Here is a 26,710-nt window from a genome sequence, read left to right on the forward strand (position 1 = left end):
TGCCCGGTGGGAGTATCGCGGCCGCTGAATCCGGTCGCGGCGATGTTTTTTTATAGTAATGAAGTAGCGTCCTGTAACCTTGATATCATCTCGCTACAACCGCTGCAAATGACCGTAGAGCTTGGCGTACAGACCACCCTCGGCAATCAGCTGCTGATGATCGCCATCCTCGGCAACTTGCCCGCCGTCGAACACCAGCACACGGTCAGCCTGTTTTACCGCCGAAAGTCGGTGGGCGATGATCAACGTGGTGCGGTTGCTCAGGAAACGCGCCAGTGCCTGGTGCAGGTTGTATTCGGTGGCGGCGTCCAGCGCGGAGGTGGCTTCGTCGAGGATCACCACCTTGGGTTCGGCCAGTACCATCCGGGCGATGGCCAGGCGTTGACGCTGCCCACCGGACAAACGCACCCCGGAGCGCCCGACGATGCTGTCCAGGCCATTGGGCAAATCCCGGACCGTGCCGTGCAATTGGGCGATTTCCAGTGCCTGCCAGCAGGCCTCGTCACTGCGTTCGCGGCCCATGGTCAGGTTGGCCCGGATGGTGTCGTTGAACAGCGCCGGATGCTGCAGGACCACCGCAACATTTTCCCGCACGGTTTCCAGGCCGATCTCCTGCTGGGTCGAACCGCCGAAGCGAATGGTGCCGGCCAACGGCGTATACAAGCCCAGCAGCAGTTGCACCAGCGTGCTCTTGCCGCCGCCACTCGCACCGACGATCGCGACCTTTTCGCCGGGGGCGATGGACAGGTTCATCTGGTTCAGGACCAGTTCATCGCCGTAACCGAAGCTCAGCCCTTGTACTTCCAGCCCGACCGTTTCACGACCGACAAATGGGTCGACGCCGCCCGGGTATTCCGGCTCATCGGCTCGGGACAGCAGTTCGTTGATCCGCGACAGCGCACCACCGGCAGCGTAGTAGGCATATTGCAGGTTCAGCAGTTGTTCCACCGGACCGATCATGAACCACAGGTAGCTGAACACCGCGAGCATCTGGCCGATTGAAAGGTCGGAAAACAGCACGGTGAGCATCGCCGCGGCCCGGAAAATATCGATGCCGAACTGGAACAGCAAACCGCTGGCCCGATTCGACGCATCGGTTTTCCATTGCGAATTCACTGCATAGTCACGCACGTCCCGGGCGCGTTGCCCCAAGCGACCGAGGAAAAATCCCTGGCGGTTGCCGGCGCGAACTTCCTGGATGGCATCCAGCGTTTCGGTCAGCGCCTGGGTAAAGCGCGAAGTGCTGTCGTTCTCGAGTTTCTTCAGGTGCTTGACCCGCTTGCCCAACTGCACCGTGGCGTAGATCACCAGCGGGTTGAACAGCAGAATCAGCAGTGCCAGTTTCCAGTGCATCCACATCAGAATGCCCGCCGTACCGACCAGGGTCAGCATGGCCACGAGGAAACGGCTGAGGGTTTCGCCGACGAATTTGTCCAGCGTGTCCAGGTCCGTCACAAGGTGCGTGGTCACCGTACCACTGCCCAGGCTTTCATATTCGCCAAGGGAAATACGCTTGAGACGCTCGATCAGGCGAATGCGAATGCGGTAGACGATGTCCTTGGCCAACCCGGCGAACAATTTCGCCTGCACCACGTTGAACAGCAACGCCATGCATCGCAGGGTCAAGGTTACCAGCAGCATCAGGCCGATGTAGCCCGCGGCTTTCTGCCAGCCTTCGGGCAGCGCGTGGTTCATGATCTTCAGCGCGGCATCACCGTGCCCCAGCAACACCTCGTCCACCAGCAACGGCAGGAGCAAGGGAATCGGCACGCTGCACAAGGTCGCCAGCACGGCCACGCCATTGGCGATCCACAGGGATTTTTTGTGATGCAGGGCCAGGCGGCGGATTTCCGCCCAGCTCAGACGGTCGACACGTTTAACGGTAGCAACATCATCGGGCAGGTCATGCACAGGCAGCACGCTCCAGCCAGCGGCCGAGCAGCGGGGACAACTCGCTCAACGGCTGATAGCCATTGGTCAATAACGCCAACTGCCCATTTCGCTCAGCCAGCAACGTAGGAAAACCGGCGATGCCCAGGTCCTGAACCCAAGTGAAATCGGCAGATGTCGCGGCGTGCGTATCGGCACGGTCAAACGCGGCAGCGAATTCAATTCGTGGTAGACCGGCCTGCTCTGCCAGCTCCACCAGGACACTGGCGCGCGTGACATCGCGACCTTCAGCGTAAAAGGCGTGCTGAATCAGCCCGAGCAGTTTCCACGCACAATCCGGCGCCAGGTTGCGTGCAGTCACCAGCGCCCGGCAGGCAGGTTCGGTGTCGTAGACAAAACCGTCAGGCAACGCGCCTTCGCGCTTGAACGGCTGACCGGTAGCCTCGGTGACCGCCTGCCAGTGTTCAAGAATGTAGCGCCGGGTGGTCGGTTCCAGCGCGGCGCCACTGCCGGTGCGCAAACCACCCACCACCAGATGCACGTCCACACCGGCGGCCGCCGCCTGCTCTACCAATGCGTTTGCAACCGGAGCAAAGCCCCAGCACCAGGAACACATCGGGTCCATCACATAGAGCAGGCGCGCAGACATGGTTCAGACCTCGGAGGATGCTTGCTTGTAGTTGAAGCCGATCGGGTGAGGCTGGTTACGAGCCTTGGCCAGTTCGATCTGCTTCTGCCGGTCGATCGCACTGCGACGGGTCTTCTCGCTCAGCTTATCCCAGCAATGCGGGCAACTGATGCCGGCCACGTAATGCTCGGACGCGCGGTCTTCCACGCTCACCGGCGTGCGGCAGGCATGACATTGATCGTAGTCGCCTTCGCTCAGGTCGTGACGAACGGTCACGCGGTTGTCGAACACGAAGCAGTCGCCCTGCCACTTGGTTTCTTCCTGCGGCACCTCTTCGAGGTACTTCAGGATGCCACCCTTGAGGTGAAAAACCTCACCGTAGCCCTCGCTGAGCATGTAGCTCGAGGCCTTCTCGCAGCGGATGCCGCCGGTGCAGAACATCGCGACCTTCTTGTGCACGGCCGGGTCGAAGTTGGCTTTGATGTAATCGGGAAATTCGCGAAAACTGGTGGTTTTCGGGTCGATGGCGCCTTCGAAGGTACCGATCGAGACTTCGTAATCGTTACGGGTGTCGATCAACAGCACTTCCGGATCGCTGATCAGGGCGTTCCAGTCTTGCGGATCGACGTAGGTGCCGACCTTTTTGTTCGGGTCCACGCCTTCCACGCCAAGGGTGACGATTTCTTTCTTGAGTTTGACTTTGGTGCGATAGAACGGCTGATCGTCGCAGTACGACTCTTTATGGTCGATGTCGTCCATGCGCGGGTCGTTCTTGAGCCAGGCCATCAGCCCGTCGATGCCTTCGCGGCTGCCGGACACGGTGCCGTTGATGCCTTCTTCGGCAATCAGCAGGGTGCCTTTGATGCCGTTATCGACCATCGCTTGCAGCAGGGGCTCGCGCAGGGCGACGTAATCTTCCAGGGTGACGAACTTATACAGTGCCGCCACGACAATCTGTTGTGTCATGGGTAAATCTCCAGGTGGCTACCCTCGTAAGGGGTGAACCGGATGCGAAAAAAAACGCGCCGGGTTAGCGGCGCGTTGGGCATTCTAACAAAAAACCGGGGTTTAGTGCTTGCTGCCGCCAGCACAGGTCGGCGAGGCCGGGGCCGCGTCGATCTGTGCCCATTCCTCTGGCGTGTACGTATGCAGCGCCAACGCATGGAACTCGCCCATCAGCTCGCCGAGCGTGCCGTAGACCTTCTGGTGGCGCTTGACCCGGTTCAGGCCTTCGAACTGCGCGCTGACCACCACAGCCTTGAAATGGGTTTGCAGCCCACGGCTGTGCATGTGGCTCTCATCCAGCACTTGCAGATGCTCGGGCTGAAGCAGGCCCAGCGTCGATTCGATGCGTTGTTGCATGGTCATACCGAACTCCGCTTAAGGCTTTTTCTTGGCTGGAGCGGCCGCGTCTTTCGGCGTCAGCTCGGCGGTCATGTCAGCCAGCAGTTTGTTGACCACCGGCACCGCGCTTTCCAGCTTGGCCTGGGTCATCTGGGCCGATTGCTGGGTCAGCTGAGGCATTTTTTCCAGGACTTTCTTGCCCAGTGGCGACTGGTAGAACGCAACCAGGTCCTTGAGCTCGGATTCGGTGAAGTTGGTGGTGTAGAGCTTGACCATGTCCGGTTTCAGCTTGTTCCAGCCAATGGCCTGGTCCAGAGCGGCGTTGGCCTTGGCCTGGTAGGTTTCCAGCACGGCTTTTTTCGACTCAGGAGCTTTGGTTTGTTCGAAACGCTGGGCAAACATCTGCTGTACTTGCATGTACACCGGGGTGCCCAGTTTGTCAGCGTGCGCCATGGTCAGGAAAGCCTCGGCACTGGCGTTATGGCTGGCGGTGTCGGCAAGAACCTGGCCGCTGGCGCAGACCAAAGCAACGGCGGTACAGATGGCACGAAGACGAGTCATCGAGTTTCCTTTTCTAGCTGGCGAGGTAAGACCCCAAGGGCGTCCATTCTGCGCCTAAAAAAGTGTGTCGCTCAACCCCAAGCCTTGTCGCACCTGATTTAGAGGGGTTGAATGGTCAAATTCAGACTGATGGAACCACGGCCGTCGATCACGGCCTAAACTGCGCAATCGGACCTACAGGAGTGAGCAAGATGAGCCGTATCGAAACCGACAGCCTCGGCCAGGTTGAAGTCCCGGATGAAGCCTATTGGGGCGCTCAGACGCAACGCTCGCTGATCAACTTCGCCATCGGCAACGAACGCATGCCGCTGGCTGTGTTGCATGCCCTGGCGCTGATCAAGAAAGCCGCGGCGCGGGTCAATGATCGCAACGGCGACGTGCCCGCCGATATCGCCCGCCTGATCGAGCAGGCGGCCGACGAAGTGCTCGCCGGCGACCATGACGACCAGTTTCCGCTGGTGGTCTGGCAAACCGGCAGCGGCACCCAGAGCAACATGAACGTCAACGAAGTGATCGCCGGTCGCGCCAACGAGTTGGCCGGCAACCCCCGTGGCGGCAAGTCCCCGGTGCACCCCAACGATCACGTCAATCGCTCCCAGAGTTCCAACGATTGCTTCCCCACCGCCATGCACATCGCGGCCGTCCAGGCGGTACAACAGCACTTGCTGCCGGCGATCAGCGAACTGTCCGGCGGACTGGCCGAGCTGGCCGCCCGCCACATTAAACTGGTCAAGACCGGCCGTACGCACATGATGGATGCGACACCGATCAGCTTCGGCCAGGAAATCTCGGCTTTCATCGCGCAACTCGATTACGCCGAGCGGGCGATCCGCAGCGCACTGCCCGCGGTCTGCGAGCTGGCCCAGGGCGGAACGGCCGTCGGCACCGGACTGAATTCACCCCACGGCTTTGGTGAGGCCATCGCCGCAGAATTGGCCGCCCTCTCCGGTTTGCCGTTTATCACCGCGCCGAACAAGTTCGCCGCACTGGCCGGTCATGAGCCGCTGACCACGCTGTCCGGCGGGCTGAAAACCCTTGCCGTGACGCTGATGAAAATCGCCAACGATCTGCGCCTGCTGGGTTCCGGCCCGCGCGCCGGCTTCGCCGAAGTCAGGCTACCGGCCAATGAGCCGGGAAGTTCGATCATGCCGGGCAAGGTCAACCCGACCCAGTGCGAAGCACTGTCGATGCTGGCCTGCCAGGTGCTGGGCAACGACGTCGCCATCGGCTTTGCTGCCAGTCAGGGCCACTTGCAGCTGAATGTGTTCAAACCGGTGATCATCCATAACCTGCTGCAATCTATCCGCTTGCTGGGGGATGGCTGCAGCAACTTCCAGCAGCACTGCGTGGCCGGTCTGGAACCGGATGCGGAAAAAATGGCTGAACACCTGGAGCGTGGCCTGATGCTGGTGACGGCGCTCAACCCGCACATCGGCTATGACAAATCGGCGGAAATCGCCAAGAAGGCCTACAGCGAAGGCCTGACCTTGCGCGAGGCGGCGTTGCAGCTCGGGTATCTGACTGACGAAGAGTTCGATGCGTGGGTGAGGCCGGAGAATATGCTGGAGGCTGGGGCCAAGGGCTGAATGCTGTAGCGCCTGATAGTCCGTCTTCGCGAGCAAGCCCGCTCCCACAGGGATCTGATGTGCGACGAAGATCCAATGTGGGAGCGGGCTTGCTCCGGGCGGCGATCCGACGAAGAACGATAACGCGGTCTAACTGGCTGCCAACCGCACCTTCCGCGCCTTCAGCCCCGCAATCAACGAAGGCCCCAACGCCACCAGCGCCGACCCCAGCACCACCAGCACCGCGCCGCCATATCCCAGACCATTGATCGTCTCGGCATGCACATAGTCGGGCCACATCCACGCAGCCATGGCAACCGCGGCAAAGGTCACCAACGGCGTGATGGCCAGCGTCGCGCTGACCCGGGAGGCTTCCCAATGGGCCAGGGCCTCGGCAAACGCGCCATAGGCTATCAGGGTGTTGAGGCAGCACGCCAGCAGCAACCATCCCTGCAACGGGTTCAATTGCAACGCTTCGAGCGGATGCACCCACGGAGTCAACAGCGCCGCGCAAAACAGGTAGATCACCATCATCACCTGCAGCGAATTCCACACCGTCAGCAATTGCTTTTGCCCCAGGGCATAGAAGGTCCAGACCGTGGACGCCAGCAGCACCAGCAGCACGCCGGCGGTGTAGTCGGTCAGCGACGTGAGCAACTCACTCAAGCGCTGATTGAAAAACAACGCAAAGCCGATCAGCAGCACCAGCAGGCCAATCCCCTGCCCCAGGCTGAAACGCTCCTTGAACACAAACAGACTGGCGATCAGCAGCATGATCGGGCCCATCTGCACCACCAGTTGCGCCGTGCCGGGGCTGAGCAGGTTCAGGCCCATCAGATACAACACATAGTTACCGACCAGGCCGAGCACCGCCATCAGCACCAGCCAGCCACCACGAGGACCGAGCACCTTACGGCTGGGCAGGCGCCTGGTGGCCGCCAGGTAAATGAACAGGCAGCCGCCGGATACCAGCAGGCGAAACCAGGTCACCGTCACCGGGTCCATTACCAGCAACACTTGTTTGAGCTTGATCGGCAGGATTCCCCACAACAACGCGGTCAACAAGGCCAGGAACAGACCGTAACCCCAGCGACCCGATGAAATGTGCATGTGAACCCCAACGCCAACTGACAGGAGCCGTCATTCTAGGCCCGCAGCCGTGACGTACACAGGCACAGTTTCGGTCTGGCCGCGAATGAAACTGTGCGGGTCGCAATCTTCAGGTGATGTTTTTTGACCGCGGCGCGCCCATCGCGAGCAGGCTCGCTCCTACAGGAATCTGTTGTGCGACACGGATCCCATGTGGGAGCGAGCCTGCTCGCGATGGCTATCTAACTGGCAACGAGAAATATCGAGGCTTAACGCACCGCCTCAAACAACCCCGTAGCCCCCATCCCGCCACCCACGCACATAGTGACGATGCCGTACCGCAGATTGCGTCGCTGCAATTCACGAACCAGATGCCCGACCTGGCGCGAGCCGGTCATGCCGAACGGGTGACCGATGGAAATCGAACCGCCGTTGACGTTGTACCGGGCATTGTCGATTTCCAGCCGGTTGCGGCTGTACAGGCACTGCGAGGCGAACGCTTCGTTGAGCTCCCACAGGTCGATGTCGTCAATCCGCAAGCCTTTGGCCTTGAGCAGTTTCGGTACCGAAAACACCGGCCCGATACCCATCTCGTCCGGCGCGCAACCGGCCACGGTAAAACCGCGGAAGAACGCTTTCGGCTTGAGTCCCAGCTCCAGCGCTTTTTCCAGGCTCATCACCAGGGTCATGGACGCGCCGTCGGACAGCTGCGAAGAGTTGCCCGCCGTGACCGAGCCATCTTCGGCGAACACCGGTTTCAATCCGGCCAGGCTTTCCAGGGTAGTGTCCGGGCGGTTGCAGTCATCGCGGTCGACGATGCCGTCGAGGATCTGTGCCTGACCTGTGGCCTTGTCCTCGACTCGGTACTTCACCGCCATCGGCACGATTTCATCGCTGAACAGCCCGGCGGCCTGAGCCTGTGCGGTACGCTGCTGGCTTTGCAGCGCGTACAGGTCCTGCTCTTCACGGCTGACACTGTACCGACGCGCGACGATTTCAGCAGTCTGGCCCATCGGGAAGTAGATGCCCGGCACCTGCTCCTTGAGCAACGGGTTGATCAGGTTGTCGGTATTGACGCTCTTCATGGTCAGGCTGATGGACTCGACGCCACCGGCGACGATGATGTCGCTGCAACCCGAAGCGATCTGGTTGGCGGCAATGGCAATCGCCTGCAGGCCCGAGGAACAGAACCGGTTGAGGGTCATGCCGGCCGTGCCGATACCCAGGCGCGAGAGCACCGCGACGTTGCGACCGATATTGAAACCCTGGGCGCCTTCGTTGGAGCCGGCGCCAACGATGCAGTCCTCGACGCTCGCCGGATCGATACCGGTGCGCGCCAACAGTGCATCGACACAGTGTGCCGCCATGTCGTCCGGGCGGGTCATGTTGAATTTACCGCGAAAGGATTTGGCCAGGCCGGTCCGCACGCTGTCGACGATCACCACTTCACGCATGGCATACCTCATTGTTGTTATCGGTTGAGAGTGGACCGAGCATAAGTCCAGCGCTTCGCCGACCGCGACAATCATTCACCTCGCGTATGCGTAACCATCGCCTCAATCCTTGTCCTTACGCTTCTTGTGCTCTTGCCGGTCGGATGTTTCGAAAGCCTCTTCCAGTGCCCGGTTGATGGTGCGCAAGACTTTGACCCGTGCCCAGCGCTTGTCGTTGGCTTCCACCAGGGTCCATAGCGCAATCTCGGTGCTGGTACGGTCGACCATGTCGCCGACCGCCGCGCGATAGTCATCCCATTTTTCACGGTTGCGCCAGTCATCTTCAGTGATCTTGAAGCGCTTGAAGGGAATCTTTTCGCGCTCCTCGAAGCGCTCCAGTTGCGTCTGTTTGTCGATGGACAGCCAGAACTTGACCACGATCACACCGGCGTCGGTGAGCTGTTCTTCGAAATCGTTGATTTCACCGTAGGCACGCAGCCAGTCTGCCGGGCTGCAAAAACCTTCAATGCGCTCCACCAACACCCGGCCATACCAGGAGCGGTCGAACACGGTGAACTTGCCCCGGGCCGGCAGGTGCCGCCAGAAGCGCCACAGATACGGTTGCGCCCTTTCTTCCTCGGTGGGCGCGGCAATCGGCACGATGCTGTACTGGCGTGGATCAAGCGCTGCCGCTACCCGGCGGATCGCCCCGCCCTTGCCAGCCGCGTCGTTGCCCTCGAACACCGCCACCAGCGCGTGGCGGCGCATGCGCTTGTCACGCATCAACCCGGAAAACCGCGCCTGCTCGGTGATCAGCTGTTCTTCGTAATCATCCTTGTCCAGGTGCAGGGTCAGGTCCAGGCTGTCGATCAGGTTCACTTGATCGACACTGGGAAACACTGGCGCGGCGCTGACCTTTTCCGGATGGATCGTCGGCCGCTTCAATGCGCCCTGCAGGCCCGCCAGCAGAATCCGTCCCACAGCCAGGCTGCGATAATGGGCATCCGCCCCGGCGATCACATGCCAGGGTGCATAGTCGCGGCTGGTGCGGCGCAGCGCCCGTTCACCAAACTTCACGAACCTGTCGTAGGTTTGCGACTGCTGCCAGTCCAGCGGGCTGATGCGCCAGCTGTGCAGCGGGTCGTCGGCCAATGCCTTGAGGCGTGCCTTCATTTGTTTCTTGGAGAGGTGAAACCAGAACTTGAAGATCAGCGCACCTTCATCGCAGAGCATCTTTTCCAGGCGCTCGGCGGCATTGATCGCCTGGTCAAGTCGCGGATCCTTGAACTCGCCATGGACCCGCCCCTGCAGCATCTGGCTGTACCAGTTGCCGAAGAAAATCCCCATGCGCCCCTTGGCCGGGAGCATCCGCCAGTAACGCCAGGCCGGTGGCCGCGCCAGTTCTTCGTCGGTTTGCTGATCGAACGTGCGGACCTCGATCAGGCGCGGGTCCATCCACTCGTTGAGCACCTTGATCGTCTCGCCCTTGCCGGCACCTTCGATGCCATTGATCAAAATGATCACCGGGAAGCGGCGTTGCTGCTGCAACTCGAATTGCGCTTCGAGCAACGCTTCGCGCAGGGCCGGGATTTCGGCGTCGTAGGTTTCTTTGTCGATGGCGTGATCGATTTCGGCGGATTCAAACATGAGCGGCTCCCTTCCAGATGTGAGCAAGACTAGCGGATTGAACTGAAGGCCAGCAGAGATTTTCCCGATGGCCCCCTCGCCACAAAGAGCTTGGCCACGCCGTCGATCGGCTAGAATGGCGGCCTTGCCGTTGCCGAGCCTGCCATGAAACCTGTATTGCCCCACGCCCAGCTCGACTGGGACGACCAAGGTCGCCCGTATTCACGAGTGTTCGACGATGTGTATTTCTCCGACCAGTCGGGGCTGGACGAAACCCGCTATGTCTTTATCGAACAGAACCGTTTGGCGGAGCGCTTTGCGGCCTTGCCCGGGGGCGGGCGGCTGGTCATCGGGGAAACGGGGTTCGGCACCGGGCTGAATTTCTTGTGCGCCTGGCAGGTGTTCGAGCAACACGCCGCGGCCGGTGCGCGGCTGCATTTTGTCAGCGTCGAGAAGTACCCGTTGAGCCCCGACGACTTGCAACGGGCCCTGGCGCTGTGGCCGGAACTCAAGGTGTTTGCCGATCAACTGCTTGAGCAATACGTGGCCATCCATCAGGGCTTTCAGCGCCTGACGCTGGACCACGGCCGCGTGACCCTGACGCTGCTGATCGGCGATGCACTGGAGCAACTGCCGCAACTCGATGCCCGAATCGACGCCTGGTTCCTCGACGGTTTCGCCCCGGCGAAAAACCCCGACATGTGGACCGCCGAACTGTTTGCCGAGCTGGCTCGCCTGGCCGCGCCCGGTGCTTCCATCAGCACCTTCACCAGCACCGGCTGGGTGCGGCGCCTGCTCAACGCCGCCGGTTTCAAGATGAAACGCACCCCCGGCATCGGCCATAAATGGGAAATCCTGCGCGGCGAGTTCCTCGGCTGGCCCCAGGAAACGCCGGCCCCGGCCCTGGATAAACCCTGGTTTGCCCGCCCGGCCCCGCTGACCGGCGAGCGCCAGGCACTGGTGATCGGTGCCGGCCTGGCCGGTTGTGCCAGCGCCGCCAGCCTCGCCGCGCGGGGCTGGCAAGTGACAGTGCTGGAGCGCCACGACGACATCGCCCGGGAAGCCTCGGGCAACCCGCAGGGCGTGCTCTACCTGAAGTTATCCGCCCATGGCACGGCGCTGTCGCAAATGATCGTCAGCGGTTTCGGCTACACCCGACGCCTGCTCGAACACTTGCAACGGGGTCGCGACTGGGACGATTGCGGCGTGTTGCAACTGGCTTTCAACGCCAAGGAAGCCGAACGCCAGGTGCAATTGGCCGCGGCGTTTCCAGCGGACTTGCTGCACCTGCTGGATCAACCCGAGGCCCAGGCCGTGGCCGGTATCGGGTTGGCACAGGGGGGCCTGTTCTATCCCGAAGGCGGCTGGGTTCACCCACCGGCGCTGTGTCAGTGGCAGGCTGCGCATCCACAGATTCAATTGCTCACCCATCACGATGCGCTGGAACTGCGCAAAGTTGAGGGCCGCTGGCAAGCGTGGGACGGCGAGCGTTTGCTTGCCAGCACACCCGTGGTGGTGCTCGCCGGTGCGGCTGAAATCCAGCGTTTCCCCGAGAGCGCCGGGTTGCCGCTCAAGCGCATTCGCGGGCAAATTACCCGCCTGGCGCAAACCCCGCAAAGCCAGGCCCTGAGTACCGTGGTGTGTGCCGAAGGCTATGTCGCCCCCGCGCGCTTGGGTGAACACACCCTGGGGGCCAGTTTCGATTTCAAGAGCGATGATCTGACACCGACCACGGCAGAACACCTGGGCAACCTGGCCATGCTCGAAGAGATTTCCCACGATCTGGTCGAACGGCTGGAGATCGAACACCTCGACCCCGAGCATCTCCAGGGTCGCGCTGCATTTCGCTGCACCAGCCCCGACTACTTGCCAATCGTCGGCCCATTGGCCGACACCCAGGCGTTCGCTGAGGCTTATGCAGCGCTGGGCAAAGACGCCCGGCAGGTGCCGGACGTCGAATGCCCATGGCTTGACGGTTTGTACGTCAACAGCGGTCACGGCTCGCGCGGCCTGATCACCGCGCCCCTGTCCGGAGAACTGCTGGCAGCCTGGCTGGACGACGAACCCCTGCCGCTGCCCAGGAGCGTGGCCGAAGCCTGCCATCCCAATCGGTTTGCCTTGCGGCGCCTGATCCGGGGCAAGTAGTCGATACAGCAGCCGAAGTCGCCCTCATGGGGCGATTCGGCCGTGGTCAGTCGCGCATATAACTCATCGATCTAAAACTCCCCTTACCGAGGAGGGTCACTTTCTGAGTACCCGCCGTTTTGGCGCGGTATCGATCGACCCTCCCCAACGGAAAAACCGGTAAGGAATTTATGTGCGGATTAGCTGGCGAGTTACGTTTTGATCATCAACCTGCAGACCTTGCAGCCATTGAACGAATCACCCATCACCTGGCCCCTCGCGGCCCCGACGCCTGGGGCTTTCATAGCCAGGGACCGATTGCACTGGGCCACCGGCGCCTGAAGATCATGGACCTGTCGGACGGCTCGGCGCAGCCGATGATCGACCCGCAACTGGGCTTGTCCCTGGCCTTCAACGGAGCGATCTACAACTTTCCGGAACTGCGCGCGGAACTTGAAAGCCTGGGTTACGCCTTCTATTCCGGTGGAGACACCGAAGTGCTGCTCAAGGGCTATCACGCCTGGGGCGAAGCCTTGCTACCAAAACTCAACGGCATGTTTGCCTTTGCCGTTTGGGAGCGCGATGCCCAACGCCTGTTCATCGCCCGCGACCGTCTCGGCGTGAAGCCGCTGTACCTGTCGCGCACCGGCCAGCGCCTGCGCTTCGCCTCGGCCCTGCCGGCATTGCTCAAGGGCGGCGACATCAATCCGATCCTCGACCCTGTGGCGCTCAATCACTATCTGAATTTCCACGCCGTGGTCCCGGCACCGCGCACCTTGCTGGCGGGCATTGAAAAACTGCCGCCGGCCACCTGGATGCGCGTCGAAGCCGATGGCCGCACCGAGCAGAAAACCTGGTGGACCCTGCCCTACGGCCCTCACGCCGATGAGACGGATCTAACCCTCGAAGACTGGCGCGACCGTGTGCTCGACAGCACCCGCGAAGCAGTAGCGATTCGTCAGCGTGCGGCGGTCGATGTCGGTGTTCTGCTGTCCGGTGGTGTCGATTCAAGCCTGCTGGTGGGCCTGTTGCGGGAAGTCGGCGTGGACAATCTGTCGACCTTCTCCATCGGCTTCCAGGATACCGGCGGCGAGCGTGGGGACGAGTTCCAGTATTCGGACCTGATCGCCCAACACTACGGCACTCAGCATCACCAACTGCGCATCGACGAAAAGGAAATCATCGAACAGCTGCCCGCCGCGTTCCGCGCCATGAGCGAACCGATGGTCAGCCACGACTGCATCGCCTTCTACCTGTTGTCTCGGGAGGTGGCCAAACACTGCAAAGTCGTCCAGAGCGGCCAGGGCGCCGATGAACTGTTCGCCGGTTACCACTGGTATCCGCAAGTGGACGGCGCGAGTGATCCGTATGCCGCGTATCGCGAAGCGTTTTTCGACCGCAGCTACGACGACTACGCCGCTACCGTCCAACCGAAATGGCTGACTGCGCATGACGCCGCCGGTGACTTCGTCAAAGCGCATTTCGCCCAGCCCGGTGCCGATGCGGCGGTGGACAAGGCTTTGCGTCTGGACAGCACGGTGATGCTGGTGGACGACCCGGTCAAACGCGTCGACAACATGACCATGGCCTGGGGCCTGGAAGCGCGCACGCCGTTTCTCGACTACCGCCTGGTGGAGCTGTCGGCACGGATTCCGGGGCGTTTCAAACTGCCGGACGGTGGCAAGCAAGTCTTGAAAGAAGCCGCGCGGCAAGTGATTCCCAGTGAAGTGATCGATCGCAAGAAAGGTTACTTCCCGGTGCCGGGCCTCAAGCATTTGCAGGGCGATACGCTGGAATGGGTGCGCGAGCTGCTGCTCGATCCCAGCCAGGATCGCGGCCTGTTCAACCCCGCGATGCTCGACCGTCTACTGACTGATCCACAGGGGCAATTGACACCGTTGCGCGGCTCGAAGCTGTGGCAACTGGCGGCCCTCAACCTGTGGCTCAGCGAACAAGGAATCTGACCGATGAAACCTCACGCCACGGCTTTCAGCCAACGCCTGTTGCGCGGCCAGTCGCCTTCCTACGAACGCTTGCAGGCACGTCTGGCCGAGGATCGCTGTGAACTCGGCGGGGCGCCGATTGCCGTGCATTGCGGCTGGGGCCGCTTGCTGATCGGCCATACCTTTGCCGATGCCGCGAGCCTCGCAGGTGAATTGCTCAACGAGCAGCCCGGCGAGCGGGACATTGCCCTGTACGTCGCCGCGCCCCAGCAAGTGCTGGGGCTGGAGCCGACGCAGTTGTTCCTCGACCCGTCCGATACCTTGCGCCTGTGGTTCAGCGACTACCGTCAGGCGACCCGGGTGTTTCGTGGTTTTCGCATTCGACGCGCGCAAAGCGATGCCGACTGGCAGGCGATCAATCAGCTGTACCAGGCCCGCGGCATGCTGCCGATCGATGCCACCCTGCTCACTCCGCGTCATCTGGGCGGCCCGGTGTATTGGCTGGCCGAAGACGAGGACAGCGGCGCGGTCATCGGCAGCGTCATGGGCCTCAACCACCACAAGGCCTTCAACGATCCGGAAAACGGCAGCAGCCTGTGGTGCCTGGCGGTCGACCCGCATTGTGCGCGGCCGGGTGTCGGTGAAGTGCTGGTACGGCATTTGATCGAGCATTTCATGAGTCGCGGGCTCGCCTGCCTTGACCTGTCGGTGCTGCACGACAATCGCCAGGCGAAAAGCCTTTACGCCAAGCTCGGTTTTCGCAACCTGACGACCTTCGCCATCAAGCGCAAGAACGGCATCAATCAGCCGCTGTTCCTCGGGCCCGGCCCGGAAGCCGCGTTCAATCCCTATGCGCGGATCATTGTCGAGGAAGCGCACCGTCGTGGCATCGATGTGCACGTCGATGACGCCGACGCCGGGATGTTCACCCTCAGCCATGGCGGGCGCCGGGTACGCTGCCGCGAATCCCTGAGCGACCTGACCAGCGCCATCAGCATGACCCTGTGCCAGGACAAAAGCCTGACCCACAAAGTGCTCAAGGCTGCCGGGTTGAACCTGCCGGCGCAGCAACTGGCGGGTAACGCCGATGACAATCTGGCGTTCCTCGATGAACACCAGCGCGTGGTGGCCAAGCCACTGGATGGTGAACAGGGCCAAGGGGTGGCGGTGGATCTGCGTACCATCGAGGAAGTACAGCAAGCCATAGAAGCCGCTCGCCACTTCGACAGCCGCGTGCTATTGGAAAGTTTCCACGAAGGCCTGGACCTGCGCATTGTGGTGATCGGTTTTGAAGTGGTCGCCGCCGCCATTCGCCGGCCGGCCGAAGTGGTGGGAGACGGCCAGCACTCCATCGGTGCATTGATCGAAGCCCAGAGCCGGCGACGACAAGCAGCCACGAGCGGCGAAAGCAAGATCCCGCAGGACCAGGAAACCCAGCGCACCCTGCGTGCCGCCGGATACGACTACAGCAGCATTCTGCCGGCCGGTGAGCACCTGTTCGTGCGACGCACGGCGAACCTTCATACCGGCGGCGTGCTTGAAGACGTCACGGCGATCCTGCACCCGACGCTGGTGGACGCAGCCATCCGCGCGGCCCGGGCACTGGACATTCCCATGGTCGGCCTCGACCTGATGGTGTCCGCCGCTGACCAGCCGGACTATGTGTTTATCGAAGCCAACGAACGGGCCGGGCTTGCCAACCACGAACCGCAGCCGACGGCGGAGCGGTTTGTGGACTTGTTGTTTCCGTACAGTCAGCCGGTGGTCTCTTAGCCATGTGTTGTCTGGACTGGCCCTTTCGCGAGCAGGCTCGCTCCCACATTTGATCGCGTTCCCCCTGTAGGAGCGAGCCTGCTCGCGAAGGCGGCCGTACAGGCGATAACCAATCAGGAGTCTCCATGACCAGCAAAATCCCCGAACCGGACCTCGGCTATCTGCAAAAAGTCCTGCTGGAAATGCTCGCCATTCCCAGCCCCACCGGGTTCACCGATACGATCGTGCGCTACGTCGCCGAACGCCTTGAAGAACTCGGCATTCCCTTCGAGCTGACCCGTCGCGGCACCATCCGCGCCACGCTCAAGGGCAAGAAGAACAGCCCCGACCGCGCCGTTTCCGCTCACCTGGACACCATCGGCGCGGCGGTGCGTGCAGTGAAGGACAACGGCCGCCTGACCCTCGCGCCCGTCGGCTGCTGGTCCAGCCGCTTCGCCGAAGGCAGCCGGGTCAGCCTGTTTACCGACAACGGCGTGATCCGTGGCAGCGTCTTGCCGCTGATGGCTTCCGGGCACGCATTCAATACCGCCGTTGACGAGATGCCGATCAGTTGGGATCACATCGAGTTGCGCCTGGACGCCTACTGCGCCACCCGTGCCGACTGCGAGTCGCTGGGCATCAGCGTCGGCGATTTCGTCGCCTTCGACCCGCTGCCTGAGTTCACCGAAAGCGGCCACATCAGCGCCCGCCACCTCGACGACAAGGCCGGGGTGGCCGCGCTGCTGGCGGCGCTCAAGGCCATTGTCGACAGTGGCGAAGAGCTGATGATCGACTGCCATCCGCTGTTCACCATCACCGAGGAAACCGGCAGCGGTGCCGCGGCGGCGTTGCCCTGGGACGTCAGTGAGTTCGTCGGCATCGACATCGCACCGGTCGCGCCTGGCCAACATTCCAGCGAGCACGCGGTAAGCATCGCGATGCAGGATTCCGGCGGGCCGTATGACTATCACCTGTCGCGCCACCTCCTGCGCCTGGCCAGCGACAACGAGTTGCCGGCACGCCGGGACCTGTTCCGCTACTACTTCAGCGACGCCCATTCAGCGGTGACCGCCGGCCACGACATTCGCACCGCCCTGCTCGCCTTCGGCTGCGACGCCACCCACGGTTACGAACGCACCCATATCGACAGCCTCGCCGCCCTGAGCCGCCTGCTCGGTGCCTACATCCTCAGCCCGCCCGTGTTTGCCAGCGATGCACAACCGGCCAAGGGCTCACTGGACCGCTTCAGTCATCAACTCGAACACGACACCCAGATGGAAAGCGATACGCGGGTGCCGTCGGTGGACAGTCTGGTGGGGCAGAGGTCGGAGAACTGATCAGGATCCTCATCGCCAGGTAAACCGCCATCGCGAGCAAGCTCGCTCCCACAGGGTTCAGCGGCGAACCGTATAATTGTGTTCACCACCGATCAACTGTGGGAGCGAGCTTGCTCGCGATGGCGTCAGTGCAGACAACATCAAACCCCAGGCTAGCCGATACCGGTCATTCGCCGTAGCATCGCGCCATTGATCCAACCGAGGTGCCTATGCTGATCCCCCACGACCAACTTCAAGTCGACACCCTCACCCGCCTGATCGAGGATTTCGTGACCCGCGACGGCACGGACAATGGAGACGACACTCCACTGGAAACCCGCGTACTGCGCGTGCGCCAAGCCTTGACCAAGGGCCAGGCACTGATTGTCTTCGACCCGCAAAGCGAGCAATGCCAGTTAATGCTCAAGCACGACGTGCCCAAGCACCTGTTTGACTGAGCCCTTCAGCGCTCCTTGGTTTTCGCCAGTTTGTTCTGGATGCGTTCGTAGATTTCGCAGCGATGCACATTGACGTCCTGAGGCGCTTCAACGCCAAAGCGCACGTTGCTTCCGTTGATCGCGAGAACACGCACGGAAATGTTGTCACCGATGGAAATGGTTTCGCCCACAATGCGAGTGAGTACGAGCATGAGGAGTGTCCTTCAGGGGTTACTGGCCCTTGAAGATGCCCGGCCCGCGGTACGCCTACAATGCTCCGACAGCAAACCAGACCGGACTGACAGCCCCTGACGCACGCCACTTACGGAAAGGTCTGACAGGTCGGTTGATTGTAGGGCCGATCTGTCAGGATGCGGAGAATCGCGGCCCGAACAGGATGATACTCGCGCCGATCACACACAGCGCCACACCAAGCCAGTCCGAACCCAGCGGACGAATCCGCTCGACCACGGCCAACCAGCCGATTGAGGCAATGATGTAGATGCCACCGTAAGCGGCGTAGGCGCGGCCAGCGTAGCTTGCCTCGATACGGGTCAGCAGCAGGGCGAACAGGGTCAGGCTGAGGAGCGCCGGCACCACCCACCACATGCTTTTGCCCTGGCGCAACCACATCCAGAAGGCAAAGCAACCGGCAATTTCGAACAGCGCGGCGAGGAAAAACCACAGGTAATTGAGCATGCAAGCGTCTCGCGAGGATGGCCGATGGCGGCCACCCTAACCACAGCGTTGCCTGCGGGCAAGATCAGCTTGCCGATTGCCTGGCCTTGGCGCGCATTTTGTCGGCCATGGCGGTCATTTCGTTGTAGAGCAATTGCGGGTTCTTCTGCTTCATCGCCCAGGCCATGCGGCCCTGTTCGTGGGGCAGGATCATGAACTCGCCAGCGGCGACCTGCTGATAGATGTAGTCGGCGATGTCGGCGGCACTGATCGGCGAGCTTTCCAGCAACTTTCCGACCTGGGCTTTCATGGCCGGAGTCGGGCCGCGGAAGGAGTCCAGCAGGTTGGTCTGGAAGAACGACGGACACACCACATGCACACCGACTTCCTGATGCGCCAGCTCGATCAGCAGGCTTTCGGACAACGCCACCACGCCCGCCTTGGCCACGTTGTAATTGCTCATCGCCGGGCCTTGCATCAACGCGGCCATGGACGCGATGTTGATGATCTTGCCTTGGCTTTTTTCCAGCAGTGGCAGGAAAGCCTTGCAGCCCTTGACCACGCCCATCAGGTTGATCGCGATCTGCCAGTCCCAGTCCTCCAGGGACAACTCACTGAAGAACCCGCCAGACGCCACGCCCGCGTTATTGACGATGACATCGATGCCGCCGAGCTTGACTTCGCAGGCCTGGGCGAACGCCGTCAACTGGCTGTAATCGCGTACATCACAGCGCTGGATAAAACCGTCACCGCCCGCTTCACGGACCAACTTGAGAGTTTCCTGCAACCCGGGCTCGCTGACGTCCGACAAGGCCAGTTGCCAGCCTTCACGCGCCCAGCGCAGCGCGATTTCGCGACCCAGGCCCGAGCCTGCACCAGTGATCATCATGCGATTTTGCATAGCAAACAGCCTTGTTGTTCTCGGAAGATGCACCGAGTGTAGCGAAGGAAATTGCCCGACCCACGCTCCATCAGATTGCTGAATGGCCCGAGCAAACTGCGGGAGCGTCTGACGCAATTAAGGCAACTACAAAAGAAATAAGAACCCGTCCGAAATACTTCAAAAAAACCTGGAATTTTCCTGCAAGCGCAAGAGTCGGATTTTTTAAGCAACTCGAATTTACTTCATTCCCGCTGACCTTGATTGGCATGGTCAATCCACTGCATTTTCGACAAGGAAATAGACATGGGTACAATACTGATCATCATTCTGATCCTGTTACTGATCGGTGGTTTACCGGTCTTCCCGCACTCCAGAAGTTGGGGTTACGGCCCGTCCGGAATCATCGGCGTCGTATTGGTGGTGCTGTTGATCCTGCTCTTGCTCGGCCGAATATAAAAACCGCCAGGCAAAAAAAGAGGCCCTTGAAGGGCCTCTTTTCTATTGCGTCACAACTTAGTCCGGCGTGCCGTCAACAACACCAGCGGTGTTGTCCAGCAGGCTCTTGGTCGCTGTTTGCAGGAACGCTTCGAGCTTGAGTTTCAACTCGGCGATACGCGGCGCATCAGCAATGACTTCGGCGCGAGGCTTGGCACCCAATTCATACTGATACAGCTTCGGCGCCATGTCCTTGTCCTTCGGCAGGACCAGAATCTGGTCTGCGGTGAGGATGGCCGTGGTCTGCTCGCTGCCCGATGGCTTGATCACCCCAATACCCATGTCGCCTTCCGGCAGGTTGAGCAGGTCGCGCCCCCAGCACTGATGACGCACTTCGCCACCGATGCGGCCCATGATGGTCGGTACGATGTCGATCTGAGTACCCACGGTGTGGTCACGCTGGCCGAACTTTTCCTGGATGCCCGGCGCGATCATCAGCATCGGCACGTTGAAGCGGCCCAGGTCCATTTCGGTGATTTGCTGTTCGTTACCAAAACCGTGGTCACCAACGATGACAAACAGGGTTTCCTTGAAGTACGGCTCCTTGCGGGCCTTTTCAAAGAACTGGCCCAGTGCCCAGTCCGAGTAACGCATGGCGGTCAGGTGTTCGTTCAGGTTGCCGCGATTGGTCACGGGCTCGACCGGCAATGGTGTCGGCAAGGCGTATGGCGTGTGGTTGGACAGGGTTTGCAGCAAGGCATAGAACGGCTTGCCGTTTTCTCGTGCCTTGAGCTCGACCAGGCCACGGTCGAACATGTCCTGGTCGGACACGCCCCAGGTCGGATCAGAGAACACCGGATTCACGAAATCGTTACGGCCGATGAAGTTGGTCATGCCCTGGTTGCTGAAGAAACCCGACTGGTTGTCCCAGGCGAAATCGCCGTTGTAGACATACACATCGTCGAAGTCACGGGCGCTGAGCAACTGCGGCAGACCGGACAGCTTGTGGCTGCCTTCCGGGGTCTGCATCAGGTATTCGAAGCCCGGCAGGTTCGGGAAGCAGGCCATGGTGGCGAACATGCCCTGGTGGGTATGGGTGCCGTTGGAGAAGAAGCGGTCGAACAGCAAGCCTTCCTTCGACAGTTTGTCGAGATACGGCGTGATGTTGCCCGGCCCACCCAGCGCACCCACCGAGTGACCGGCCATGCTTTCCATCAGGATCACGACGACGTTCTTGATCGGCAGGGTCTTGTCGGCTGGCGGGGTGTAATCGCGACGTACCGCTGCGGTCTCGCCATCCACCAGTTTGTCATCCGCCATCACCAGCATGTCGCGCACGACTTGTTGGGCTTGTGGCTGTGGCAGCGTGGCTTTCCAGATATTGTCGCGATCTTCGGACATCCGGCTCTTGGCGGCGGCGACCAGAGAAAGCGTACCGTTGAGACCCAACTGGTTGGCGAAGTTGGAGTCTGTGGTGTAGACATCACCCCAGCGCATCGGCGGGCCTTGACGCAAGGTGCCACGGGCCGCGACAACGCAGATCAGCAGGCAAACCACGAACACGCCAATGCGTGCATACCACGGCGCTACCTTGCGTGTGCCGATGCTGCCGCCACTGAACGGGCCACGAGGGCGGGTCGCACGGTCGGCGCCCTTGAATGCCATGCTCAGGATCACGGTACCCACGGCCCACGCCAGCAAATAGCGGACCACCGGAAAACCATACCAGAGCATGCTGGCCACGGTTTTCGGGTCTTCCTTGACGTACTGGAAGACCAGGCCGTTGAGGCGCTGGTGGAACTCACGATAGAAGTCCATCTCCATCAGGCCCAGGAACAGCGCAATGCTGGAGACGATCGTCAGCCAGAGACGGAACAGCCCGCGTGCGGCCATGGCCCGGGCGCTGAACAAGGCCAGCAGCAACGGAATACTGAGATAGACCACCAGGCGCAGGTCGAAACGCAGACCGTTGGCGAATGCCTCAAGGAAGGTCGAAGCCGGTGTGTCGAGGATCATCGAGCTGTTGTAAGCCAGCAGCGCGACGCGCAGCAGGCTGAACATGACCATCATGACCAGGGCACACAACAGCGTGTAGGCCAGATGCGATTTGACGGTCGGTTGCAGCAGGCGACTAGAAGCTCGCTGCTGATTCAGGGCGTCCGGGATTGCCATGTCGTTTTAGGACCCATTGGAAGTTGAAGTTTCAAAAATACAGCTGCGCCTTGCCCTCTTTTCGGCCCATACAAGGCCCGGGGGTTTGCGCGGTGCGCAAATGTTGCACGATCAACGGCAGCATTGCCATTGATAACTACCCTCATCCCGACTGTTTCATCCTGCATTCAGCAATACGCAGCGCGTTACGGGAGAGCCGGCGAATTGTCTTGGAGAGTGGGTGAAAATTTTGTGCAACGCATATCCGGAAACAAATTAAAGCCTGCGCACCGGTCAAAAACGCAAACGCCCCGATCGAATCGGGGCGTTACGAAGTCACCTCAAAAGAACGACACAGTTACTTCTCGGCGCGTTCCTTGAGGGCTTTCAAGGTATTGAACGGGGCATCCACCACGAACTTGTTGGCCACCATCGACGGCACGCTACCGCCCGGTTCGGTGTGCACCTGATAGGTCACTTCGATCTGGTCGCCCTTGGGTACGAACTTCCAGAAACCGTCGACCTTGGCGACCCGGACGAAGCCTTTTTCTTCAGGAACGTATTTCGGTACGCCTTCGAGCTTGCGGGTCAGGCTGCCATCAGCCCCTTCGATGGTGGTGATGTGCAACACCGAATCACGCGGAGTAACCGGCCATGGGGTGTTGAACTGAGTGTAGGTCCAGCTCTGGTCACCTTCGTGCTTGAGCAGCTTCTGGGTTTTGCATTCGTGAATCCAGGCGCAGGCTCCGGGCACGTCTTCCTGCAACGCACGCAGCTTGGCCATGGTGGTTTTCATCAGCGTGACGCCCTGGTAGGCCTTGTAGTCGGAGCCGGCCACTTCACTCAGGGAGATCTTGATGCCGTCTTCGTTTTTTTTGACTTTCCAGTCTTCGGCCTGGACCGTCGAGGTAACCAGCGCAACCGTCAAACCACACAACACAGCCATACGATGCAGCGAACCCATTGTCTTATTCCTTATTGTTGAAGTTCCGTTCGTTGGGCTTGCACCTCCGATCACCTTCAGGTTTTTCGGAGGTGATCGGAGGTGCAAGCCCACACATCACGCCGCCGTCATTTGCTCCCACCAGCCAATCAACCGGATGGCTTCTTCGCTACTGCTTCCGCACACCTCGGGGTCGGCCTCGAAGGCAGAACACACCGCCGGCCGTTCTGGCTGGCCGAAAATACTGCACAGGTTATCGGAGGAAAGTTGCAGGCAACGCTGCCCCGCGGCCTTGCCGTTGGGCATACCGGGAATCGGTGAACTGATGGAAGGGGCAATGCAACAAGCGCCACAGCCCTCACGGCATTTCATGACGACAAGCTCCTCGCGACGAGCAATGTGTTAAAGGACGGGGCACAGAGTACCCGCTAAAACAGTTGTTTTAAATTACCTGCGAGCGGGTTTTTCAGCTCAACCGAGCATGACCGAGCAGTCTCCGACAAAGCGTCTGGTCTGCGGCTCGCGGATCGGGATGAGGTTACTGCTTGAACTCGAAATCCAGTGCCGCGCCTTCGACCTCGTGGCGCTCTTCATTTCGCAGTTGCAGCTGCATTTCATTGCTGAGCAGGCGGCCGTTGAGCTGGAACGGACTGCTGCCGCTTTTGTCACCGAACATCTGGGGTAACAACGGTTCGCGCCTGGTCAACGGCACCGTTCCGACAGGCTTCAGCTCCTGAACCATGTCCCGGGGCAAACTCAAGTCCAGATTGGCAGATGGAAGCTCAGTCTTTGCCACTTCGCTGGCCGGTTTCGATTTGGAGGCAATGGGCGCACGCTTTTTCACGGGCGCAGCCTGCTTACTGGTCGCCGAGGCTTTTTTCGCAGGTGCGGTTTCTATCGGTGCGACTTGGAAACTGCCGGTAGTCTGATCCTGCTCGGTAGCCGCCATGACGGATGCCGGCTGAATACTCGCAATCAGGCAGAGCAAAAGCCAGGCGGCAGGAAAAGTCGGTTTCATGTATCCCACGGTGGGTGCAAACGGCAGAGATGCATATGCTCGCCTGTTGCAGCCCACATGACAAGCGCAGCAGCAGCCTGTTACAAACCGCTAGCCATCTCCTGGCAGAGTTGGGTGGCCAGCATGCCCAGGGTCATCAAAGCGCGCTCGGCTTCACGGTTCCACGGGATGCCGCAGTTGAGCCGGATGCAGTGATTGAATTGCTCGGTATTACTGAAGATCAGTCCCGGCGCAATACTGATGCCCTGCTGCAATGCCCGCACATGCAACTCTTGCGTGTTGACCCGCCCCGGCAGACTGACCCACAGAATGAAGCCACCGGTAGGCCGGGTCATCTGCGTGCCTTCCGGGAAATACTGCTGCACCGCCAGCTGGAAGGCACTGAGGTTTTTCCGGTATTCCTGACGGATGAAGCGCAAATGCCGGTCGTACCCGCCATTTTCCAGGTAAGCGGCAATGCCCATCTGGGTCACGCTGCACGCGGAATGCGTACTGAAGGTCTGCAAGCGCTGGATTTCCTGCTGATACTTGCCGGCAATCATCCAGCCGATCCGCACGCCAGGCGACAGGGTCTTGGAGAAGCTCGAGCAATAGATCACTCGGTCCAGCCGATCGTAAGCCTTGAGGGACTTGGTGCGCCCCTGCTCGAACATCAGTTCACCGTAGATATCGTCTTCGACAACCTGGATATCGAAGTCCGAGGCCAGGCGCAGCAATTGTTTTTGCCGCTCCTCCGGCATGGTGCCGCCCAATGGATTGCTCAGTCGGGTGGTCAGCACCAACGCCTTGATCGACCATTGGTTGGCCGCCAGTTGCAGGGCTTCCAGGCTCATGCCCGTGGCGGGATCGCTGGGGATCTCGATGACCTTGAGGCCCAACAGGTCGGCCAGTTGCAGCAACCCGTAATAGGTCGGCGACTCGGCCGCGATCAGATCGCCCGGACGGGTCAGCACACGCAAGGACATCTGCAACGCATCGACGCAGCCGTGGGTGATCACCACTTCCGACGGATCGACCACCACGCCGGCATCGCGCATGCGGATCGCCACCTGTCGGCGCAACGGCTCGAAACCGGGGCTGAACATGTAGCTGAAGGCCCGCGGGCTATGGAAACGGGTGACCTTGGCCAATTGCTGATGCAGTGCCCGCACCGGCAAATAGTCGACACTCGGCACCGCAGCGCCCAGCGGGAACACACCTTCACGACGGGATTCGACCAGGACTTGCTGAATGATGCTGCTGCGGGTGACCAGGCCGGGGCGCTCGACCCGGGCGATGTCCGGCGTCGGTGCGGTGAGTGCCGGCGTCTGGTGCACGTAGTAACCCGACTGCGGCCGGGCGCGGATCAGACCCTGATCCTCGAGATTGGCATACGCCTGCAACACCGTCGCATGGCTGACATTGAGCTGCGAGCTCATCTTGCGCACCGAAGGCACGCGCTCTCCCGGCTGATAGACCCCACGACGGATGTCTTCGGCCAGTTGTTGAGCAATACGTTGATAGAGCAAAAGGTTGGTCATGACGCAGCACTCGATTTCACGGGCATTTTATTCTTGTGTGAAACAATACCGGAACAGTTTAGAAGTGTACGGGGACAGTTGCCACAATAGTCGACCGTACAGTGCAGTGTCAGCAAAATCTGTACTGTTTTGTGCGGTAATCGGCAGGCGTAAAAAAACCCGGCGCTGCATGGCAGGCCGGGCTTTCCAGCGACGCAACCCTTAGCGGGCAGCGCCGAGCTGGCCCTTTTCGTCGGAAAACACAATTTCCACCCGACGATTCTGCGCCCGGCCCCGTTCCGACGCATTCGCGTCCACCGGGTACTCGTCGCCATAACCCTCGACCTGGATGCGCTTGTCGTCGATCCCCAGGTCCATCAGCACGTCAGCCACCGATTGTGCGCGGTCGCGGGACAGCTTGAGGTTTTCCTGCTTGCCCCCGGTACTGTCCGTATAACCCTCGATCCGTACCACACGCTTGGGGTTGAGTTGCAGGAACTGCACGATCTTCAATACCACACGGTTGGCCGACGGCTTCAATTCCGCTTCGCCCGTGTCGAACAGCATGTCGCCCAATGTCATCACCAGACCACGGTCGGTCTGGCTGGTGGTCAATGCGAGGATCTGCTCCTCGAGCCATTTGCCTTGCTGCTGCACGCTGAACAGTTTGGATTCACGCAGTGCCAGTTGCAGACGCTGCCGTTCCAGTTCGAGCTTCGCCGCCTGCTCTTCGTTGAGCACCTGATTGGTGTGTTCCCGGGCAATGGCGCTATAGCGCTGGCTCAGGTAGGCGTAATGCACCACGTCCGAACCGCTGCCCCAATAGCTGGACAGGCGATCGGCACGGGCCAGGGACTCACCGGCGCGAATCACGTCCTTGGGGGCGATTCGCAGCACATTGGAGTCTTCCTTGACCTTCTGAAAGTCGGCACCGGCTTGCTGCAATGCAGTCTCGCTGTGCTGGCTGGCGCAGCCAAAGAGGCTCGCGCAGCCGGCCAGGATCAAACCGCCGAGGGCTTTGCTCTTGAGGCTCATTCGGCATCTCCCAGTTGCTTGCGCAGGCGGGCGATGCGGGTGTTGAGCACGTTCAACTGCTCCTCGCTCTTGGCCGTCAACACCTTGGCTTCAGCCAGGCGCGCATCGAGTTCGGCCTGTTCGGCCCGCATGCGTGCGTTTTTGAAGGATTGATCGGTCATGTTGCCCTTGGCGCGGTTGAACTTGTCTTCGGCCAGTTTCATTTCCGGCACATCGTCGGCAGTGGCGCCCACGGCCTTGGCCTGTTCGAGTGCCTGTTCGGTCAGGCGAATCTGTTCATTCGGCGCAGGATCGGTTGCACAACCCGCCAGGGCGGCAAAGGCCACGGCAGCGAAAAGAGGTCGAATACTCACTGAAAAT

Annotated in this window: 25 protein-coding genes; 7 read left to right on the forward strand and 18 right to left on the reverse strand. The window is 60.8% G+C overall.

What is annotated here, in order from left to right:
- Positions 1–93: 93 nt before the first annotated feature.
- The 5 genes from AC3IT9_RS21500 to AC3IT9_RS21520 all read right to left on the reverse strand — a co-directional run bounded on the left by AC3IT9_RS21500 (position 94) and on the right by AC3IT9_RS21520 (position 4,423).
- The gene (locus AC3IT9_RS21500; RefSeq protein ID WP_150758253.1) at positions 94–1,911 is read right to left on the reverse strand and encodes an ABC transporter ATP-binding protein; all 1,818 of its coding nucleotides are present in this window, start codon (positions 1,909–1,911) and stop codon (positions 94–96) included.
- Positions 1,904–2,506: a DsbA family protein gene (locus AC3IT9_RS21505; RefSeq protein WP_185754836.1), complete on the reverse strand. Its 603-nt coding sequence runs from the start codon at positions 2,504–2,506 to the stop codon at positions 1,904–1,906. Before AC3IT9_RS21505 ends, AC3IT9_RS21500 begins: the two co-directional genes overlap by 8 nt.
- Positions 2,507–2,542: 36 nt before the next feature.
- On the reverse strand, positions 2,543–3,484 hold the full coding sequence (trhO, locus tag AC3IT9_RS21510; RefSeq protein ID WP_151214605.1) for an oxygen-dependent tRNA uridine(34) hydroxylase TrhO: 942 nt from the start codon (positions 3,482–3,484) through the stop codon (positions 2,543–2,545).
- 102 nt (positions 3,485–3,586) lie between these two features.
- Positions 3,587–3,886, reverse strand: coding sequence for a BolA family protein (locus tag AC3IT9_RS21515; RefSeq protein WP_057713758.1), 300 nt, complete (start codon positions 3,884–3,886; stop codon positions 3,587–3,589).
- Positions 3,887–3,898: 12 nt separating this feature from the next.
- Positions 3,899–4,423, reverse strand: a complete 525-nt coding sequence (locus tag AC3IT9_RS21520) for a DUF2059 domain-containing protein (protein WP_007997268.1) — start codon at positions 4,421–4,423, stop codon at positions 3,899–3,901.
- A 191-nt stretch (positions 4,424–4,614) separates the two neighbouring features.
- On the opposite strand from AC3IT9_RS21520, the gene AC3IT9_RS21525 reads away from it, so the two are divergent.
- On the forward strand, positions 4,615–6,009 hold the full coding sequence (locus AC3IT9_RS21525) for a class II fumarate hydratase (RefSeq protein WP_151214604.1): 1,395 nt from the start codon (positions 4,615–4,617) through the stop codon (positions 6,007–6,009).
- A gap of 129 nt (positions 6,010–6,138) precedes the next feature.
- Here the strand turns inward: AC3IT9_RS21525 and AC3IT9_RS21530 are convergent, their stop codons facing one another.
- From AC3IT9_RS21530 to pap, 3 genes are all read right to left on the reverse strand, one after another.
- Positions 6,139–7,098 (reverse strand): DMT family transporter, encoded by a 960-nt coding sequence (locus AC3IT9_RS21530; protein ID WP_151214603.1) that lies wholly within the window; start codon positions 7,096–7,098, stop codon positions 6,139–6,141.
- 248 nt (positions 7,099–7,346) lie between these two features.
- Entirely contained in the window at positions 7,347–8,531 is a 1,185-nt protein-coding gene (locus AC3IT9_RS21535) for a thiolase family protein (RefSeq protein WP_489270977.1), read from the reverse strand.
- Positions 8,532–8,633: 102 nt separating this feature from the next.
- Positions 8,634–10,157: a polyphosphate:AMP phosphotransferase gene (gene pap, locus AC3IT9_RS21540; protein WP_150758257.1), complete on the reverse strand. Its 1,524-nt coding sequence runs from the start codon at positions 10,155–10,157 to the stop codon at positions 8,634–8,636.
- Positions 10,158–10,301: 144 nt separating this feature from the next.
- Here pap and mnmC point away from each other — a divergent pair, with 144 nt between their 5' ends.
- The 5 genes from mnmC to AC3IT9_RS21565 all read left to right on the forward strand — a co-directional run bounded on the left by mnmC (position 10,302) and on the right by AC3IT9_RS21565 (position 17,729).
- On the forward strand, positions 10,302–12,281 hold the full coding sequence (gene mnmC / locus AC3IT9_RS21545; protein WP_489270978.1) for a bifunctional tRNA (5-methylaminomethyl-2-thiouridine)(34)-methyltransferase MnmC2/FAD-dependent 5-carboxymethylaminomethyl-2-thiouridine(34) oxidoreductase MnmC1: 1,980 nt from the start codon (positions 10,302–10,304) through the stop codon (positions 12,279–12,281).
- Between the two features lie 170 nt (positions 12,282–12,451).
- Positions 12,452–14,224 (forward strand): N-acetylglutaminylglutamine amidotransferase, encoded by a 1,773-nt coding sequence (locus AC3IT9_RS21550; protein ID WP_150726224.1) that lies wholly within the window; start codon positions 12,452–12,454, stop codon positions 14,222–14,224.
- 3 nt (positions 14,225–14,227) lie between these two features.
- Positions 14,228–15,976 (forward strand): N-acetylglutaminylglutamine synthetase, encoded by a 1,749-nt coding sequence (gene ngg / locus AC3IT9_RS21555; RefSeq protein ID WP_489270979.1) that lies wholly within the window; start codon positions 14,228–14,230, stop codon positions 15,974–15,976.
- 125 nt (positions 15,977–16,101) lie between these two features.
- A complete protein-coding gene (locus AC3IT9_RS21560; RefSeq protein WP_150726222.1) occupies positions 16,102–17,292 on the forward strand; it encodes an osmoprotectant NAGGN system M42 family peptidase in 1,191 nt (396 codons plus the stop codon).
- Between the two features lie 209 nt (positions 17,293–17,501).
- Complete coding sequence (locus AC3IT9_RS21565; protein ID WP_150726221.1) at positions 17,502–17,729, forward strand: YheU family protein; 228 nt, start codon at positions 17,502–17,504, stop codon at positions 17,727–17,729.
- A gap of 5 nt (positions 17,730–17,734) precedes the next feature.
- Here AC3IT9_RS21565 and csrA read toward each other — a convergent pair whose 3' ends face one another.
- From csrA to AC3IT9_RS21580, 3 genes are all read right to left on the reverse strand, one after another.
- Positions 17,735–17,920: a carbon storage regulator CsrA gene (csrA, locus tag AC3IT9_RS21570; RefSeq protein ID WP_150726220.1), complete on the reverse strand. Its 186-nt coding sequence runs from the start codon at positions 17,918–17,920 to the stop codon at positions 17,735–17,737.
- A 154-nt stretch (positions 17,921–18,074) separates the two neighbouring features.
- Positions 18,075–18,407 (reverse strand): YnfA family protein, encoded by a 333-nt coding sequence (locus tag AC3IT9_RS21575; RefSeq protein WP_150726219.1) that lies wholly within the window; start codon positions 18,405–18,407, stop codon positions 18,075–18,077.
- A 64-nt stretch (positions 18,408–18,471) separates the two neighbouring features.
- Entirely contained in the window at positions 18,472–19,287 is an 816-nt protein-coding gene (locus AC3IT9_RS21580; RefSeq protein WP_489270982.1) for an SDR family oxidoreductase, read from the reverse strand.
- Between the two features lie 279 nt (positions 19,288–19,566).
- Here AC3IT9_RS21580 and AC3IT9_RS21585 point away from each other — a divergent pair, with 279 nt between their 5' ends.
- Positions 19,567–19,725, forward strand: a complete 159-nt coding sequence (locus AC3IT9_RS21585; protein WP_172435350.1) for a DUF3309 family protein — start codon at positions 19,567–19,569, stop codon at positions 19,723–19,725.
- 57 nt (positions 19,726–19,782) lie between these two features.
- Here AC3IT9_RS21585 and AC3IT9_RS21590 read toward each other — a convergent pair whose 3' ends face one another.
- The 7 genes from AC3IT9_RS21590 to AC3IT9_RS21620 all read right to left on the reverse strand — a co-directional run bounded on the left by AC3IT9_RS21590 (position 19,783) and on the right by AC3IT9_RS21620 (position 26,703).
- The gene (locus AC3IT9_RS21590; protein WP_489270983.1) at positions 19,783–21,876 is read right to left on the reverse strand and encodes an LTA synthase family protein; all 2,094 of its coding nucleotides are present in this window, start codon (positions 21,874–21,876) and stop codon (positions 19,783–19,785) included.
- Positions 21,877–22,213: 337 nt separating this feature from the next.
- Positions 22,214–22,819: an START domain-containing protein gene (locus tag AC3IT9_RS21595; protein ID WP_489270984.1), complete on the reverse strand. Its 606-nt coding sequence runs from the start codon at positions 22,817–22,819 to the stop codon at positions 22,214–22,216.
- Between the two features lie 96 nt (positions 22,820–22,915).
- Positions 22,916–23,170 (reverse strand): YkgJ family cysteine cluster protein, encoded by a 255-nt coding sequence (locus tag AC3IT9_RS21600; protein WP_046037440.1) that lies wholly within the window; start codon positions 23,168–23,170, stop codon positions 22,916–22,918.
- Between the two features lie 166 nt (positions 23,171–23,336).
- Positions 23,337–23,816, reverse strand: a complete 480-nt coding sequence (locus AC3IT9_RS21605) for a translation initiation factor 2 (protein ID WP_489270985.1) — start codon at positions 23,814–23,816, stop codon at positions 23,337–23,339.
- A gap of 80 nt (positions 23,817–23,896) precedes the next feature.
- Positions 23,897–25,336, reverse strand: coding sequence for an aminotransferase-like domain-containing protein (locus AC3IT9_RS21610; protein ID WP_150726214.1), 1,440 nt, complete (start codon positions 25,334–25,336; stop codon positions 23,897–23,899).
- 201 nt (positions 25,337–25,537) lie between these two features.
- Entirely contained in the window at positions 25,538–26,350 is an 813-nt protein-coding gene (locus tag AC3IT9_RS21615; protein ID WP_489270986.1) for an OmpA family protein, read from the reverse strand.
- Positions 26,347–26,703, reverse strand: a complete 357-nt coding sequence (locus AC3IT9_RS21620) for a DUF4398 domain-containing protein (protein ID WP_150726212.1) — start codon at positions 26,701–26,703, stop codon at positions 26,347–26,349. Before AC3IT9_RS21620 ends, AC3IT9_RS21615 begins: the two co-directional genes overlap by 4 nt.
- Between the last annotated feature and the right edge of the window lie 7 nt (positions 26,704–26,710).

It is taken from the genome of Pseudomonas sp. KH_046_1 (assembly GCF_057839025.1).

Coding starts and splice junctions, on each gene's coding strand:
- AC3IT9_RS21505 (WP_185754836.1), bottom strand. CDS start 2,506: ATGTGTTCCTGGTGCTGGGGCTTTGCTCCGGTTGCAAACGCATTGGTA.
- trhO (WP_151214605.1), bottom strand. CDS start 3,484: ATGACACAACAGATTGTCGTGGCGGCACTGTATAAGTTCGTCACCCTG.
- AC3IT9_RS21515 (WP_057713758.1), bottom strand. CDS start 3,886: ATGACCATGCAACAACGCATCGAATCGACGCTGGGCCTGCTTCAGCCC.
- AC3IT9_RS21520 (WP_007997268.1), bottom strand. CDS start 4,423: ATGACTCGTCTTCGTGCCATCTGTACCGCCGTTGCTTTGGTCTGCGCC.
- AC3IT9_RS21525 (WP_151214604.1), top strand. CDS start 4,615: ATGAGCCGTATCGAAACCGACAGCCTCGGCCAGGTTGAAGTCCCGGAT.
- AC3IT9_RS21530 (WP_151214603.1), bottom strand. CDS start 7,098: ATGCACATTTCATCGGGTCGCTGGGGTTACGGTCTGTTCCTGGCCTTG.
- AC3IT9_RS21535 (WP_489270977.1), bottom strand. CDS start 8,531: ATGCGTGAAGTGGTGATCGTCGACAGCGTGCGGACCGGCCTGGCCAAA.
- pap (WP_150758257.1), bottom strand. CDS start 10,157: ATGTTTGAATCCGCCGAAATCGATCACGCCATCGACAAAGAAACCTAC.
- mnmC (WP_489270978.1), top strand. CDS start 10,302: ATGAAACCTGTATTGCCCCACGCCCAGCTCGACTGGGACGACCAAGGT.
- AC3IT9_RS21550 (WP_150726224.1), top strand. CDS start 12,452: ATGTGCGGATTAGCTGGCGAGTTACGTTTTGATCATCAACCTGCAGAC.
- ngg (WP_489270979.1), top strand. CDS start 14,228: ATGAAACCTCACGCCACGGCTTTCAGCCAACGCCTGTTGCGCGGCCAG.
- AC3IT9_RS21560 (WP_150726222.1), top strand. CDS start 16,102: ATGACCAGCAAAATCCCCGAACCGGACCTCGGCTATCTGCAAAAAGTC.
- AC3IT9_RS21565 (WP_150726221.1), top strand. CDS start 17,502: ATGCTGATCCCCCACGACCAACTTCAAGTCGACACCCTCACCCGCCTG.
- csrA (WP_150726220.1), bottom strand. CDS start 17,920: ATGCTCGTACTCACTCGCATTGTGGGCGAAACCATTTCCATCGGTGAC.
- AC3IT9_RS21575 (WP_150726219.1), bottom strand. CDS start 18,407: ATGCTCAATTACCTGTGGTTTTTCCTCGCCGCGCTGTTCGAAATTGCC.
- AC3IT9_RS21580 (WP_489270982.1), bottom strand. CDS start 19,287: ATGCAAAATCGCATGATGATCACTGGTGCAGGCTCGGGCCTGGGTCGC.
- AC3IT9_RS21590 (WP_489270983.1), bottom strand. CDS start 21,876: ATGGCAATCCCGGACGCCCTGAATCAGCAGCGAGCTTCTAGTCGCCTG.
- AC3IT9_RS21595 (WP_489270984.1), bottom strand. CDS start 22,819: ATGGGTTCGCTGCATCGTATGGCTGTGTTGTGTGGTTTGACGGTTGCG.
- AC3IT9_RS21600 (WP_046037440.1), bottom strand. CDS start 23,170: ATGAAATGCCGTGAGGGCTGTGGCGCTTGTTGCATTGCCCCTTCCATC.
- AC3IT9_RS21605 (WP_489270985.1), bottom strand. CDS start 23,816: ATGAAACCGACTTTTCCTGCCGCCTGGCTTTTGCTCTGCCTGATTGCG.
- AC3IT9_RS21610 (WP_150726214.1), bottom strand. CDS start 25,336: ATGACCAACCTTTTGCTCTATCAACGTATTGCTCAACAACTGGCCGAA.
- AC3IT9_RS21615 (WP_489270986.1), bottom strand. CDS start 26,350: ATGAGCCTCAAGAGCAAAGCCCTCGGCGGTTTGATCCTGGCCGGCTGC.